General features: G+C 74.2%; 13 protein-coding genes and 1 pseudogene. 2 read left to right on the top strand and 12 right to left on the bottom strand.

From position 1 onward, the window contains the following. Positions 1–18: 18 nt before the first annotated feature. Positions 19–678 carry a ribulose-phosphate 3-epimerase gene (gene rpe / locus GD632_RS05535; protein WP_152189643.1) on the bottom strand — a complete coding sequence of 220 codons (660 nt, stop codon included), beginning with the start codon at positions 676–678 and terminating at the stop codon, positions 19–21. A 200-nt stretch (positions 679–878) separates the two neighbouring features. Here rpe and GD632_RS05540 point away from each other — a divergent pair, with 200 nt between their 5' ends. Beyond that, positions 879–2,384 (top strand): HNH endonuclease signature motif containing protein, encoded by a 1,506-nt coding sequence (locus GD632_RS05540; protein ID WP_152189646.1) that lies wholly within the window; start codon positions 879–881, stop codon positions 2,382–2,384. Between the two features lie 57 nt (positions 2,385–2,441). On the opposite strand, the gene GD632_RS05545 is transcribed toward GD632_RS05540, so the two are convergent. From GD632_RS05545 to GD632_RS05555, 3 genes are read right to left on the bottom strand one after another with little or no spacing between them, the layout of a single operon-like run. Further along, entirely contained in the window at positions 2,442–3,926 is a 1,485-nt protein-coding gene (locus tag GD632_RS05545) for an RsmB/NOP family class I SAM-dependent RNA methyltransferase (RefSeq protein WP_152189649.1), read from the bottom strand. After that, a complete protein-coding gene (gene fmt / locus GD632_RS05550; RefSeq protein ID WP_152189651.1) occupies positions 3,923–4,864 on the bottom strand; it encodes a methionyl-tRNA formyltransferase in 942 nt (313 codons plus the stop codon). The genes GD632_RS05545 and fmt overlap by 4 nt, the downstream gene beginning before the upstream one ends. Before the next feature lie 31 nt (positions 4,865–4,895). After that, positions 4,896–5,525: an HAD family hydrolase gene (locus tag GD632_RS05555; protein WP_152189654.1), complete on the bottom strand. Its 630-nt coding sequence runs from the start codon at positions 5,523–5,525 to the stop codon at positions 4,896–4,898. Between the two features lie 88 nt (positions 5,526–5,613). On the opposite strand from GD632_RS05555, the gene GD632_RS05560 reads away from it, so the two are divergent. Then, positions 5,614–6,678 carry a YeiH family protein gene (locus GD632_RS05560; protein WP_152189656.1) on the top strand — a complete coding sequence of 355 codons (1,065 nt, stop codon included), beginning with the start codon at positions 5,614–5,616 and terminating at the stop codon, positions 6,676–6,678. Positions 6,679–6,771: 93 nt separating this feature from the next. Here the strand turns inward: GD632_RS05560 and GD632_RS16200 are convergent. The 8 genes and pseudogenes from GD632_RS16200 to mihF form a co-directional block, all read right to left on the bottom strand. Beyond that, positions 6,772–6,996, bottom strand: a pseudogene (locus tag GD632_RS16200) (DUF6226 family protein); the annotation flags it as partial. Between the two features lie 139 nt (positions 6,997–7,135). Further along, complete coding sequence (locus GD632_RS05565) at positions 7,136–7,543, bottom strand: VOC family protein (protein ID WP_152189658.1); 408 nt, start codon at positions 7,541–7,543, stop codon at positions 7,136–7,138. 49 nt (positions 7,544–7,592) lie between these two features. Beyond that, positions 7,593–9,623 carry a primosomal protein N' gene (locus tag GD632_RS05570; RefSeq protein ID WP_152189660.1) on the bottom strand — a complete coding sequence of 677 codons (2,031 nt, stop codon included), beginning with the start codon at positions 9,621–9,623 and terminating at the stop codon, positions 7,593–7,595. Positions 9,624–9,712: 89 nt separating this feature from the next. After that, positions 9,713–10,918, bottom strand: a complete 1,206-nt coding sequence (metK, locus tag GD632_RS05575) for a methionine adenosyltransferase (protein WP_152189662.1) — start codon at positions 10,916–10,918, stop codon at positions 9,713–9,715. A 14-nt stretch (positions 10,919–10,932) separates the two neighbouring features. Beyond that, a complete protein-coding gene (gene coaBC, locus GD632_RS05580; RefSeq protein WP_152189665.1) occupies positions 10,933–12,150 on the bottom strand; it encodes a bifunctional phosphopantothenoylcysteine decarboxylase/phosphopantothenate--cysteine ligase CoaBC in 1,218 nt (405 codons plus the stop codon). 2 nt (positions 12,151–12,152) lie between these two features. After that, positions 12,153–12,416 (bottom strand): DNA-directed RNA polymerase subunit omega, encoded by a 264-nt coding sequence (gene rpoZ / locus GD632_RS05585; RefSeq protein ID WP_110851226.1) that lies wholly within the window; start codon positions 12,414–12,416, stop codon positions 12,153–12,155. 64 nt (positions 12,417–12,480) lie between these two features. Next, the gene (gene gmk, locus GD632_RS05590) at positions 12,481–13,062 is read right to left on the bottom strand and encodes a guanylate kinase (RefSeq protein ID WP_152190126.1); all 582 of its coding nucleotides are present in this window, start codon (positions 13,060–13,062) and stop codon (positions 12,481–12,483) included. A 2-nt stretch (positions 13,063–13,064) separates the two neighbouring features. Then, positions 13,065–13,376, bottom strand: a complete 312-nt coding sequence (gene mihF / locus GD632_RS05595) for an integration host factor, actinobacterial type (protein ID WP_152189667.1) — start codon at positions 13,374–13,376, stop codon at positions 13,065–13,067. Between the last annotated feature and the right edge of the window lie 31 nt (positions 13,377–13,407).

Here is a 13,407-nt window from a genome sequence, read left to right on the forward strand (position 1 = left end):
CCGGGTGCGGCAGGCCGGTCAGCGGGCCGCTGCCGCCAGCTCTCGCAGCGCGGTGACCTCGGCGTTCGGGTCCGCGGCGCCGTAGACGGCGGAGCCCGCGACGAAGGTGTCCGCACCGGCGCGGGCGGCGGTGGCGATGGTGTCGCGCGAGATCCCGCCGTCGACCTGGAGCCAGATGTCCCGGCCGGAGGCGTCGATCGCCTTCCGGGCGGCGGCGATCTTACTGACGGTCGACTTGAGGAAGCGCTGGCCGCCGAAACCGGGCTCGACGGTCATGACGAGGAGCATGTCGAGCTCCTCGAGGTACTCGAGGTACGGGGTGATGTCGGTGGTCGGGCGCACCGCGACGGCCGCGCGGGCGCCGGCGTCGCGGATCTCGCGGGCGAGGCGGATCGGGGCGACCGAGGCCTCGGCGTGGAAGGTGACCGAGGCGCAGCCCGCCTCGGCGTAGCCGCGGGCCCAGCGGTCGGGGTCCTCGATCATGAGGTGCGCGTCCACCGGCACGGGGCTCGCCGCGACGATCCGCTCGACCACCGGCAGGCCCACCGTCAGGTTGGGGACGAAGTGGTTGTCCATGACGTCCACGTGCACGAGGTCGGCACCGGAGATGCGCCCCAGCTCCCCCGTGAGGTCGGCGAAGTCGGCGTTGAGGATGCTGGGAGTGATGCGTACGGCCACGGAACGAGCCTACCCATGCCGGGCGTGAGCGGCCGGGCTCGCCCACCGGTCGATGGCCGGGGGCATCTGCCCACATCGCACGGCTCGGCTCGTGGGCGGTGACAGGACTGCCCGCGGCGCAGCGATCGTCCCGGATGTCAGTGGTCGCTGAGACGATGTGACCAGCAGCACATGGAGGGTCGCGAAAGGAGGTGGGGACCGTGGCCGTAGACACGTCCGACGGCGCAGCGTCCGCACCCGAGTGCGTCCCCGACCCGGTCGAGGGTCTGGCGGCAATGCTCAGCAAGGCGGCTGGGCTGGTGGGGGCGGACTGGCACGAGGTCGACGGCCACCGTGTCCACGAGGGGCTGGGTGTGCTCGAGCAGCTGGAGCGGCAGCTCTCCGGGGTTCGAGCGGCGATGCTCGCCACGATCGAGGCCAATGGCCTGTGGGCGCTGGACGGGCAGCGGACCTTCGCCGCGTGGTTGCGCACCCGGACCGACACCACACCGGTGACGGCTTCCCGGCAGGTGCGTCAGGCCCGTGCGCTGCGCGACCTGCTCCCGCTGACACGGACGGCCCTGCAGGAGGGCCGCATCGGCGAGGAGCACGTGGGTGTGCTGGTCCGTGGGGCGATCACCACCAACCGGCAGCGGGCCCAGCTGGCCGACGAGCAGCTCGGTGAGGCGTTCCTCGTGGAGCAGGCCCAGCGGATGGATGCCGGGTCCTTCGCCAAGCTCGTGGGCACGTGGGCGATCACCGCGGACCCCGAGGCCGCCGACCGGGCGTGGCGTGAGGACGGCGCCAAGGAGCAGCTGACCCTCTCGCGCACGATGGACGGCTACCACCTCAACGGGTGGCTGGATGAGCTGTCCGGCCAGAGCGTGGACACCGCGCTGCGGGCGCACATGGGTCGCAAGGCCAAGGGTGATGAGCGCACCCCTGCCCAGCGGCGGGCGGCGGCGCTGACGTCGTTGGCGCGGCAGTCGCTGGATGCCGGGGAGCAGGGCAAGAGTGCCCGCATCCGGCCCCACGTGACCGTCACCGCCGACATCGAGACCCTGCGCGCGCTGGCCGCAGCCACCGGGTCACCTAAGCCGCCGGTCACCGCGGCCGGTGCGGAGCATGAGCCGGGCGGTGAGCTGGGATTCTGGGAAGAGGCACTGTTCACCGCACCCGGCGGCCCACGTGACCCCGACCACACCGCACCGGATCCCTTCCAGCTCTCGCCGGAGGCGCAGGCCTGGATGGACACCTGGCAGCCCGGTGACACCCACGTCATCTCTGCGGCGATTGACCCGCGTGCCATGACCGGGGTGCAGCCGGCGACCCTGGAGGACGGCACCCCTATCCCACCGGCGATGCTGGCAAGGCTCGTGTGCGAGTCGAGCCTCTCCCGGGTGGTGTTCGGACCGGACTCCACGGTCCTGGACGTGGGCAGGGAGCAGCGGATCTTCCCCGCCCACATGGTCCGGGCGATCATTGCCCGCGACAAGAAGTGCCAGTACCCAGACTGCGACCAGCCACCCGGGGCCGGGGAGATCCACCACTCGGTCCAGTGGTACCGCGACGGCGGGGCGACCTGTGTGGAGCACGGGATCCTGCTGTGCTGGCACCACCACGACTGGGTCCACGCCTACGGCATCACCATCGTCCGCGCCGCAAGCCGCTGGTACTTCTACACCCGCCACGGCCAGCTCCTCACCGCCAAGCACGAACAGACCTAGAAACCCCAGGGGACAGGTCTGCCCACCGCGAGAACAGGGCGGAAGGAGCGGCCGCTCCTAGGCGTCCTTGCGCAGCAACGAGAGGAACATGGCGTCGGTCCCGTGGAGGTGCGGCCACAGCTGCACGTCAGGACCCTCGCCAAGGTGCGGCATCTCGGTGCCGGTGGCCTCGCTGAGCGCGGCACGGGCGTCGAGACGGGTGATGCCCTCCCGGCCGCGCAGCACGTCCTCGACGACTGCACTGGTCTCTGCCAGGTGCGGGGAGCACGTGACATAGGCGACCACTCCCCCGGGCCGCACCGCCTCCAGCGCCGAGCCGAGCAGCTCGCGCTGCAGCGACGTGAGGCCGGGCAGGTCGCTCGGCTGACGGCGCCACCGCGACTCGGGACGGCGGCGCAGCGCACCCAGGCCCGTGCACGGCGCGTCGACGAGCACCCGGTCGTACACGCCCGGCTCGGCCGCGCCGATCTCCCGGCCGTCGCCCGTGCGGACGTCGACGCTCTCGCGCAGCGCGGCCGTGGACTGGCGGACCAGACGGGCACGGTGCGGGGCGACCTCGTTGGCGAGCAGGTGGACCTCGCGCTCAGCGGCGATCGCGCCGAGGAGCGCGGACTTGCCGCCCGGGCCGGCGCAGAGGTCGAGCCAGCGTCTCTCCTGCTCGCCGTCTGGCCCGGGGAGCACCTCCGCCGCGGCGAGGGCGAGGGCGACGAGCTGGCTGCCCTCGTCCTGGACCCCGGCCAGGGCGTCGCGCACGGCGGGGAGCGAGGCGGGGTCGCCCCCCGCGAGGCGCAGCGCGGTGGGCGCCCAGCTGCCGGGCGTTCCGCGCTCCCCCAGAGTCCGCGTCACCTGCTCGGCGAGCTCCTCCGGGGAGACGAGCCCAGGGCGCGCCACAAGCGTCACGGCGGGCGGGGCGTTGTCGGCCCGCAGCAGCTCGCCGAGCTCCTCGGCAGGCCGGTCGGCGGCGCGCAGCGAGGAGCGCAGGGCGCGCACCACCCACGCGGGGTGGGACTCGACTGCCGCAAGGTACGCGCCGTCGTCAGGGATCTCCTCGCGGAGCTGGGCGAGCCAGGTGTCGAGGTCCTGGCGCCCGACGGCACGGAGCACGGCGTTGGCGAAGCCGCTCGCGCCGGTGCCGACGCGGGCCCGCACGAGGTTGACCGTCTGGGAGACGGCGGCGTGCGAGGGCACCCGCATGCCGAGGATCTGGTGGGCGCCCATGCGCAGGAGGTCGAGGACGGGCGGGTCGAGCTGGTCGAGGGGCCGGCCGTTGGTGCAGCGCGCGAGGATCGCGTCGTAGCGGCCGCGCAGGCGCAGCGTGCCGTAGACGAGCTCGGTCGCGAAGGCGGCGTCGCGGCCGGTCAGCCCGCGCTCGCGCAGCATCTTCGGCAGCGCGAGGTTGGCGTAGGCGTCGCTCGTCGCGACGGCCTCGAGGGTGTCGGCGGCCGCGGTGCGGGCCTCGTCAGCAGCCTCCCGACGGCGCGGGCCGGTCGGGCGACCCCCGCCGCGGCGGGAGTGACGGGAGCCCGGGCGCTGCTCGCTCATGCTGCCTCCCCGCCGAGACGTGCGTCCTCGGGCAGCCGGGCACCGCGCGCCCAGTCGGCCGCGGCCATCCACGAGCGGCCAGCGGGGGCGACCTGCCCGAGCTCGACGGCGCCGTTCCCCGTGCCGACGAGCACCTCCGTCTTCGCCGCGCGCAGGGCGCCGGGGGCCAGGTCGACGACGTCGGCACGCACCGTGACGGGACCGAGCTTGAGCCGGGAGCCGTCGGGCGCCGTCGTCCAGGGTCCGGGGGCGGGGGTGGTGCCGCGGACGAGACGGTCCACGGCGACGGCGGGCGCGGCCCACTCGACCCGCGCGTCGGTGACCTCGAGGCGCGGGGCGTGGCTCACGCCGTCGGCCGGCTGCGGGACCGGGACGGCGCTGCCGGACTCGAGCGCGTCGAGGGTGGCGAGGAGGAGCGGGGCGCCGGACTCGGCGAGGCGGGCGAGGAGGTCACCGGAGGTGTCGCTCGGGCGGACCGTCTCCGTGAGGGTGCCGAGCACCGGGCCCGTGTCCAGGCCCGCCTCGATGCGGAAGGTCGTCGCGCCGGTGACGTCGTCGCCGGCGATGACGGCGTGCTGCACGGGTGCGGCGCCGCGCCACGCGGGCAGCAGCGAGAAGTGGAGGTTGACCCAGCCGTGGCGCGGGACGTCGAGCAGCGCGGGCGGGATGAGCGCCCCGTAGGCGACGACGGGGGCGGCGTCGACGCCGAGGGCCGCGATCTCCTCCTGGACCTCGACGTCGCGCAGGGTGCGCGGGGTGAGGACCGGGATGCCGTGCTCACGGGCCCACGCGGCGACCGGGCTCGGATGGAGGGTGCGGCCGCGGCCGCGTCGGGCGTCGGGCCGGGTGAGGACGGCGACCACCTCGTGCGCGGACTCCGCGAGGGCACGCAGTGACGGGAGGGCGACCTCGGGGGTGCCGGCGAAGAGGAGGCGCATGGGCCAAGAGTCTAGGCGCCCGAGCAGGGCGTCAGACCGGCAGGCCGAGCTCGCGCAGGTCCGCCCGTAGCTGTTCCGCGTCCGTGAAGTGGCGGGCCACCAGGCCGGCGCCGGAGGCGGCGTCGACGTTGCGCAGGGAGTCGTCGGTGAAGACGGTGAGCGGAGGGTCGAGCCTGAAGCGCTGGATGAGCAGGTCATAGATCGCCGGGTCCGGCTTGGCCACGCCCACCTCCCCGGAGACGAGGACGGCCTCGAGCCGGTCGATGACGGGAGCGGACCGTGCGGCCTCGTGGAAGTTCTCCGCCGACCAGTTCGTCAGGCCGAGGACGCGGATGTCGGCGGCGATGAGCTCCTCGACGATCTCCGTGGTGCCGGGGACCGGCCCGCCGAGGGACTGCGCGAAGTTCGTCACGTAGTGCTCGAAGTCGGGCGCGCGGTGCGGGTGGCTGGCCTCGAGCGCGGCGCGCGCGTCGGCGAAGCTGCGGCCGGCGTCCTGCTCGTGGTTGAAGCTCGGGAAGTCGATCTCGGTGTGGAAGGCGTCGAACTCCTCGCGGGTCCAGCGCTCGGCGAAGGCCTCGTAGGGGTCCCACCTCACCAGGACCTGTCCGAGGTCGAACACGACGGTGGTGATCGGGCCGGTCACCGGGACGGAGGACTGCATCGCGGGTCGCCTTCCTGTAGGGGTCGTCCCGACCCTAGACGACACCGTCATTCGGCGTGGTGCGGTGCCCGGGGCGAGGATGGAGGCCATGTCGACCGACCGCAGCGCACCCGCCGTCCCCGCCACCGGCACATGGCGGACCAAGGTGCCCGGTCTCGCGCTGGCGGTCGCGCTCGCGCTCGTGGCGACGGCGGTCGGGGCCGCGGTCCCGGTGGTCGGCGGCCCGGTGGCCGGCGTCGTCCTCGGGGTGCTCGTCGGGGTCCTCGTCCGGCGGCGTACCGAGGCCGCGACCGTGGCGACGCTCTCCCCGGGGCTCAGGCTGGCGAGCAAGCTCGTGCTCCAGGTCGCCGTCGTGCTGCTCGGGGCGCGGCTGTCGCTGGCCCAGGTGGCGCAGGTGGGTCTCGACTCGCTGCCCGTCATGCTCGGCACGGTGATCGTCTGCCTCGTCGCGGCGACGGCGCTGGGGCAGGTGCTGGGCATCGACCGCGAGCTGCGTGTCCTCATCGGGACGGGAACGGCGATCTGCGGCGCGTCGGCGATCGCCGCCGTCACGCCGGTGGTGCGTGCCTCGGGCAGCAACGTCGCCTACGCGCTGTCCACGGTCTTCGCGTTCAACATCGCCGCCGTGCTGCTCTTCCCCCCGCTCGGGCAGCTGCTCGGCATGGAGCAGGAGGCGTTCGGCCTCCTGGCGGGCACCGCGGTCAACGACACCTCCTCCGTCGTCGCGGCGGCGACGACGTTCGGCTCGGAGGCCGCCGACCACGCGGTGGTCGTCAAGCTCGTGCGAACGCTGCTCATCATCCCCATCGTCATCGGCCTCGCCGTGCTCGTCGCGCGGCGCGACCGCCTGGCCGCCGGTGACGGGGCCGGGGCACCGCGGCCGGCGGTGTGGCGGCTGGTGCCGTGGTTCCTCGTGGGCTTCCTCCTGCTCGCGACGCTCAACAGCATCGGGCTCGTGCCCGGGGCCTGGCACGACGCGCTCGCCACGGCGGCGACCGTCCTCATCACCGTGGCGCTCACGGCGATCGGCCTGTCGACCGACGTACCGGCACTCCGCGCGGCAGGACTGAAGCCGCTCGCCTTCGGTGGGATCCTCTGGCTGCTCGTCACCCTGAGCGCGCTCGGTCTCATGGCCCTCACCGGCGCCCTCTGACCCGCCCGCGCCGGGAGGGTGCGGCGTCGTCGGCAGCACGACGGCACGGCAACGGGGCAGGACGATCCTCACCGGGAGCGCTGGGGTCGTGACGACCTCCGGCGGGTGGCGCGCGACCTGGCTTGCGCGCAGGTGGGTGATGAGGGCGTCGGCCACCGTGTGCAGCGGTACGAACCGCTTCGGGTGCCGAGCGACCGAGTACGTGTCCTCCGGCCGTGACCCGCTCCACCGGTTCCCGTAGTCGATGACCCGCCCGCCAAGTGTCGTGAAAGACCGGTGAGTCGATGGACGGCCGCCGGTAGAGGCGCACGTCTCCATGCTCTCGCAGCGTCCACCGCATCCCGAGGGCTCCGTGGGATCCAGTGAGAGCTCAGTGCTGCGACCGGAGGTTTGCGAACACCGTGATGGCCCGGCAGCCGAGCTCACCGGGTGCGGTCCGCGGGCAGCGCCGGGACGGTCAAGGAGTTTCGTCCTCGTACCCGATGAGCCAGGGCACCCCGTAACGGTCGATGACCTGCCCGTCGGTGGCTCCCCACGGACGCTGCTGGAGGTCGTCGACCACCTGACCGCCCTCGGCGAGCCTCTGGAACCACTCATGCAGGGTGGCCGGAGCAGCTGCTCCGAGCAGCGAGAACAGCAGGCCTTGCCAGTGCACCGCGGGTTGGTCCCCCGTGGCGTCGGCGGCGTACAGGGTGATCGGTCCGTCGGAGAGCACACCGTGAGCGATCGCCTCGGGAGGGCCGTCCGTCCTCCCGAAGTCCTCTAGTGTGTGCAGCTGGGCAGAGCAGCCGAAGACCTCGGCGTAGAAGAGCAGTGCGTCCCGGGCAGTGCCCGGGAGGAAGACATAAGGCACCGGTGCGGTCATGGGCGGCAGCGTAGTCGGGCCCACCGTTCGCACGACCCGTGCTCGTCCGTCACAGCTCGGTCGGGTCGACCCGGATCCGGACGGGGTCCGGCTCCTTGTGGGCGCTGCGCACGGCCGCGGCCTGGGCCAGTGCCCTCGTCAGGCGGCTGCCCTGTGCGAGGTCGCTGCGCACGAGCGCCTGGACCTCCTCCTCCGAGAACGGCACGGGACCGAGCACCTCGACGCCGTCGGGCCGCTCGAGGTAGCGCAGCAGCCCCGCGACCGCGCGGGCGCTGCCGCGGACCGAGGCCATGCGGCTGGCCGGGGGCAGGTGGAGCTCGCGCCGCTCGGCGAGCTCACGCTCGGCGAAGCCGGCCGGGTCCCACCGCACGAGCGCCTGGCCGGGAATGGGTGCGGGATCGCCGAGGAGCATGACGCGACCACCCTCGGACGCCGGCCGCACGAGGGCGGCCGCCGCCAGCCAGCGGCGCAGCGCCTCGGACGGGGCAGCGAGGTCCTGGCGGCCCGACACGGCGGCGGCGTCGAGCAGCAGCGCGCCCTGGTAGCCGCCGCGGGCCACCGGCTCGGCGCCGGGCGTCGCGACCACGACCCGCGCCTTCTCGTCAACCTCGCGCACGACCCCGTGGTCGGCGCGCGCGCCGGACAGCACGACCGGCACCTTGGGGAAGGCGCGGCCGAGCTCCTCGGCCGTACGCGCCGAGCCCACGCGGCCGGCGCGCATCGCCGAGCTGCCGCACGTCGGGCACGCCCAGGTGCGGTCGGGACGCCCGCACCAGCGGCACGAGGGCACGCTCGTGCGTCCGCCGAGCTGGAGCGGCCCGTGGCACTCACGGCAGCGGGCAGGCTCGCGGCAACCCTGGCAGGCGACGACGGGCAGGTACCCCGAGCGCGGCACCTGGACGAGGACGGGCCCCTTCTCCAGCGCCTTGCGCACGAGCTCCCACGCCGGGCGCGGGATCCGGGCGGCGGCCGCCGGTCCCTCGCGCGCGAGGTCGACCTCGCCCGGCGCCTCGACGCGGGGCGTACGCTCGCGGACCGTGGCCCGGGAGGCGGTGACGGAGGCCGCCCAGCCGGTGGCGACGAGCAGCCCGGCCTCGATGCTCCGTGACCACCCGCCCAGCAGCAGACCGGCGCCCTCCTGGGCGGCGCGCAGCGTGAGGACCTCGCGGGCGTGGGGGTAGGGCGCCCGCGGCTCGGCGAGGAGGTCGTCACCGTCGTCCCAGCACACGAGCAGGCCCACGCGTTGCACGGGCGCGAAGGCAGCGGCCCGCGTGCCGACGACGACGCGTGCCTGCCCGGTGAGCAGCCGCACGAAGGCGCGGTACCGGCGCGAGGGCCCGTGGTCGGCCTGCAACGACACGACCGGCTCCCCCGGCAGGGCCGCGGTCAGCGCCGCCTCCACCACCTCGGCCTCGTGCGCGGACGGCACGACGACGACGACCCCGCGACCAGAGGCGAGCGTGGCGGCCGCAGCCTCCGCGATCGACGCGAGACGGTCGGGGACACCCGGCTCGTGGGCGGGCAGCGCCGACCACACCGCCCGCGGCGACTCCCCCGCCCCGAGCCGTCGCACGTAGGCCGCTCCCCCGACGTAGTGGTCCCACGCGGTGCCGGGCAGGTGGGCGGCGGTGGTGCCGGTGCGGTCCGGCGCCGTCCCCTCGAGGACGGCCTTCTCGGTGGTGGCGTGCCGCGGGGGCACCGCGAGCCGGACGACGTCCATGAGGGAACCGGCGTAGCGGTCGGCCACCGCGCGGCACAGGGCCGCGATCTCCGGGGTGAGGACCGGCAGGGCGGACACGACCCGGCGCAGCGGTGTGAGCGTGCCGTGGTGGTCGGTGGTGGCGGCCCGCTCCAGGACGTAGCCGGTGCGGTCCTTGCCGGCGAAACGCACCGACACCCGGGTGCCGGGCTGGGCGGCGGCGTCCTGCTCGGGCGTGACCCGGTAGTCGAAGGGACGGTCCAGGTGGGGCAGCGACATGTCGACCGCGACCCGCGCGACGGGCAGCTCGACACCCGCCGCCTCGGCGCCGGAGACCGTGCGCACGGCGACGGTCTGCTCGAGCAGGGCGGGCTGGTGCACCGGTCTCACCTCCGCCCCCATCTCACCACGCGCCACCGACACGGCGGGCGCCGTCCACAGGCGGGGTCACGGTCCGCCCTCGGACGCGCTCAGCCGACGGCGCGGCGCAGCTCCTCGACGCGGTCGGTGCGCTCCCACGTGAAGGTCGGCAGCTCGCGGCCGAAGTGCCCGTAGGCGCTCGTGTCGCGGTAGATCGGGCGCAGCAGGTCGAGGGCGTCGACGATCGCGGCGGGACGCAGGTCGAAGACCTCGCCGATCGCGGCGTTGATCCTCTCGACCGGGACCGTCTCGGTCCCGAAGGTCTCGACGTACAGGCCCACCGGGTGCGCCTTGCCGATGGCGTACGCGACGTGCACCTCGCAGCGGCGGGCCAGCCCGGCAGCGACGACGTTCTTCGCGACCCAGCGGGTGGCGTAGGAGGCGGAGCGGTCCACCTTCGACGGGTCCTTGCCGGAGAAGGCGCCCCCACCGTGACGGGCCATGCCCCCGTAGGTGTCGACGATGATCTTGCGTCCCGTGAGCCCGGCGTCGCCCATCGGCCCGCCGACGACGAACTTGCCCGTCGGGTTGACGTACAGGGTGTGCCCGGCGCTGTCGAGCGCACCGGCGTGCTCGGCGAGCACGGGCGCGACGACCTCGGCGGCGACGGCCGAGCGCAGCCACGCGGAGGTGACGTCGGCGTCGTGCTGGGTGGAGACGACGAGCGAGTCGAGGGCGACGGGGCGGTCGCCGTCGTAGGCGATGGTCACCTGGGTCTTGCCGTCGGGGCGCAGGCCGGGGACGATCCCCTCCTTGCGCACGCGGGTGAGCCGCTCGGCGAGCCGGTGCGCGAGCCAGATCGGCAGCGGCATGAGCTGGGGCGTGTCGTCGCTCGCGTAGCCGACCATGAAGCCCTGGTCCCCGGCGCCCTGCGCGTCGAACCTGTCGCGGCTCTCGCCGGCGCGGTCCTCCCACGAGGTGTCCACCCCCGTGGCGATGTCCGGGGACTGCTGGCCGATCGACACCTGCACGCCGCAGGAGTGGCCGTCGAAGCCGATGGACGAGGACGTGTAGCCGATGGCGTTGACCTCGGCGCGCACGAGCTGCGGGATCTCGACGTAGGCGGAGGTCGTGACCTCGCCGACGACCGTCACCAGACCGGTCGTCACGACCGTCTCCACGGCGACGCGAGCGGCCGGGTCCTCCCGGAGGATCGCGTCGAGGATGGAGTCGGAGATCCGGTCGCACACCTTGTCGGGGTGGCCCTCGGTCACCGACTCGGAGGTGAACAGACGCAGGTTGGGCTTGGAGGTCACCGGTAGATCCTAGTTCAGCGCAGGCGGGGCACGACGAGGCCCCACAGGCCTCGGGCGACGTCGTCCTTGGTGCCGGCGGCCTCGCCGACCACCTCGCCCGCGGCGTCGAGCACGGTGACGGAGTTGGCGACGTCCCCGAAGCCGCGGCCCTGCCCGACGGCGTTGACGGCGAGCAGGTCCGCACCCTTGCGCCGTGCCTTGACGCGCCCGAGCTCGAGGACCTCGTCGCGGTCCCCGGTCTCGGCCGCGAAGCCGACGACGACGAGACGCGCCCGCTCACGGCGGGCGACGGTCGCGAGGATGTCGGGGTTCTCGACGAGCTCGACAGGGGCCGGGGCCGAGCCGTCCTTCTTGATCTTGCCCTCCGCCGTCGTCGCGGGGCGGAAGTCGGCGACGGCGGCGGCCATGACGAGGACGTCCGCGTCCGCGGTGGCGGAGTCGACGGCGTCGGCGAGCTCGCGGGTGGTCTCGACCTCGACGACGTCGACGGCGGGGTGCTGGGCGGCGCGGCGGGCGGCCTCGTCGATGGAGGCGGCGACCAGCGTGACCCGGGCGCCGCGGCGGGCGGCCTCGACGGCGATCGCGGCGCCCTGCCGGCCCGAGGAGCGGTTGCCGAGGAAGCGGACCGGGTCGAGGGGCTCACGGGTACCGCCGGCGCTGACGACGACGGTGCGCCCGGCGAGGTCCTGCGGGGCGACGAGCGCGAGGGCGCCGGCGGTGATCGCCTCCGGCTCCGGCAGCCGGCCCGGGCCGGTGTCGGCGCCGGTGAGCCGCCCGGAGTCGGGCTCGAGGACCGTGACGCCGCGGGCGCGGAGGGTGGCGACGTTGGCGACGGTCGCCGGGTGCTGCCACATCTCCGTGTGCATCGCCGGGGCGAGCAGGACGGGGGCGGTGACGGTGAGGAGCGTCGTCGTCAGCAGGTCGTCGGCGCGGCCGGTCGCGGCCCGCGAGAGCAGGTCCGCGGTGGCGGGGGCGACGACGACGAGGTCGGCGCTGCGTCCGAGGGCGACGTGGTCGACCCCGGTGGCGCCCTCGAAGACGCTCGTCGTCACGGGCTCGCCGGACAGCGCCTCCCAGGTGGGCCGCCCGACGAACTCGAGGGCGGCCTCGGTGGGGACGACCCGGACGCGGTGCCCGGCCTCACGCAGCGCACGCAGGACGAAGACCGCCTTGTAGGCGGCGATCCCCCCGGTCACGCCGAGCAGGACGCGGAGCCCGGGCGCCCCCGACACGGTCACTCCTGGGTCGGGTTGACCGTCAGCAGTCCCTCGTTGATCTCGCGCAGCGCGATCGACAGGGGCTTGTCGGTCTGGCCGTGCGGGACGAGCGGGCCGACGAACTCGAGCAGCCCCTCCTGGAGCTGGGAGTTGTAGGCGTTGATCTGACGGGCGCGCTTGGCGCCGTAGATGACGAGGGCGTACTTGGAGTCGGCGGCCTCGAGCAGCTTGTCGATCGGGGGGTTGGTGATGCCAACGGGCTGGGCAACGGTTCCGGACATGCTCACCTCACGTGTTCGTTTCGGGGCGCGCCGGCACGGGGTGCGGCACGCGCAACGTCCGAGTCTACTCGGTCGGCAGACCCATGAGGGAGACGAGCTCGTCGGTGGCGCGCGTCACGACGTCGTTGACGACGATGTCGTCGAACTCGTCGGCGTGCGCGAGCTCCTCCCGGGCGGTGCGCAGGCGGCGCTCGCGCTCCTCCGGGCCCTCGGTGCCGCGGCCGACGAGCCGGCGCTCGAGCTCCTCGAAGGACGGCGGGGCGAGAAAGACAAAGTGGGCGTTGGGCATGGTCCTGCGGACCTGCCGGGCACCCTGGAGGTCGATCTCGAGGAGGGCGGGCTCGCCGCTGCGCAACTGCTCCTCCACGGGGCCGCGCGGGGTCCCGTAGCGGTTCTGCCCGTGGACGACGGCCCACTCGAGGAGCTCGCCCTGGGCGGCCATCCGCTCGAACTCCTCCTCGGAGACGAAGTGGTAGTGGACACCGTCGACCTCACCGGGGCGGGGCCGACGCGTGGTCGCGGAGACCGAGAGCCACACCTGCGGGTAGCGACGGCGGATGTCGGCGGAGACGGTGCCCTTGCCGACGGCGGTAGGTCCGGCGAGGACGGTGAGGCGTGCCTCGGCGGCGGGTGTCGTGTGCGGCACGGTCACCCGAACCGCTCGACGAGGGACTCGACCTGGTTGTGGCCCAGCCCGCGCACGCGGCGGGCCTCGGAGATGCCGACCTCGGCCATGATGGCCCGGCTCTTCACCTTCCCGACCCCCGGGAGGGACTCGAGGAGCTCGACGACACGCATCTTGCCGAGGGCCTCGTCGCCGGCGGCGTCCTTGATGACCTGCGAGAGCGAGGTCTGGGAGTACTTGAGGCGGTTCTTCACCTCGGCCCGACGGGTGCGGGCGGCCGCTGCCTTGGCCAGCGCGGCAGCGCGTTGCTCGGGGGTCAAGGAGGGCAGGGCCACAGTCATCACCTCGGGGACGGGGACACGGGAG

It is taken from the genome of Georgenia satyanarayanai, from assembly GCF_009193135.1.
GTDB classification, from domain to species: domain Bacteria; phylum Actinomycetota; class Actinomycetes; order Actinomycetales; family Actinomycetaceae; genus Oceanitalea; species Oceanitalea satyanarayanai.

Coding starts and splice junctions, on each gene's coding strand:
- GD632_RS05545 (WP_152189649.1), bottom strand. CDS start 3,926: ATGAGCGAGCAGCGCCCGGGCTCCCGTCACTCCCGCCGCGGCGGGGGT.
- fmt (WP_152189651.1), bottom strand. CDS start 4,864: ATGCGCCTCCTCTTCGCCGGCACCCCCGAGGTCGCCCTCCCGTCACTG.
- GD632_RS05555 (WP_152189654.1), bottom strand. CDS start 5,525: ATGCAGTCCTCCGTCCCGGTGACCGGCCCGATCACCACCGTCGTGTTC.
- GD632_RS05560 (WP_152189656.1), top strand. CDS start 5,614: ATGTCGACCGACCGCAGCGCACCCGCCGTCCCCGCCACCGGCACATGG.
- GD632_RS05565 (WP_152189658.1), bottom strand. CDS start 7,543: ATGACCGCACCGGTGCCTTATGTCTTCCTCCCGGGCACTGCCCGGGAC.
- rpoZ (WP_110851226.1), bottom strand. CDS start 12,416: ATGTCCGGAACCGTTGCCCAGCCCGTTGGCATCACCAACCCCCCGATC.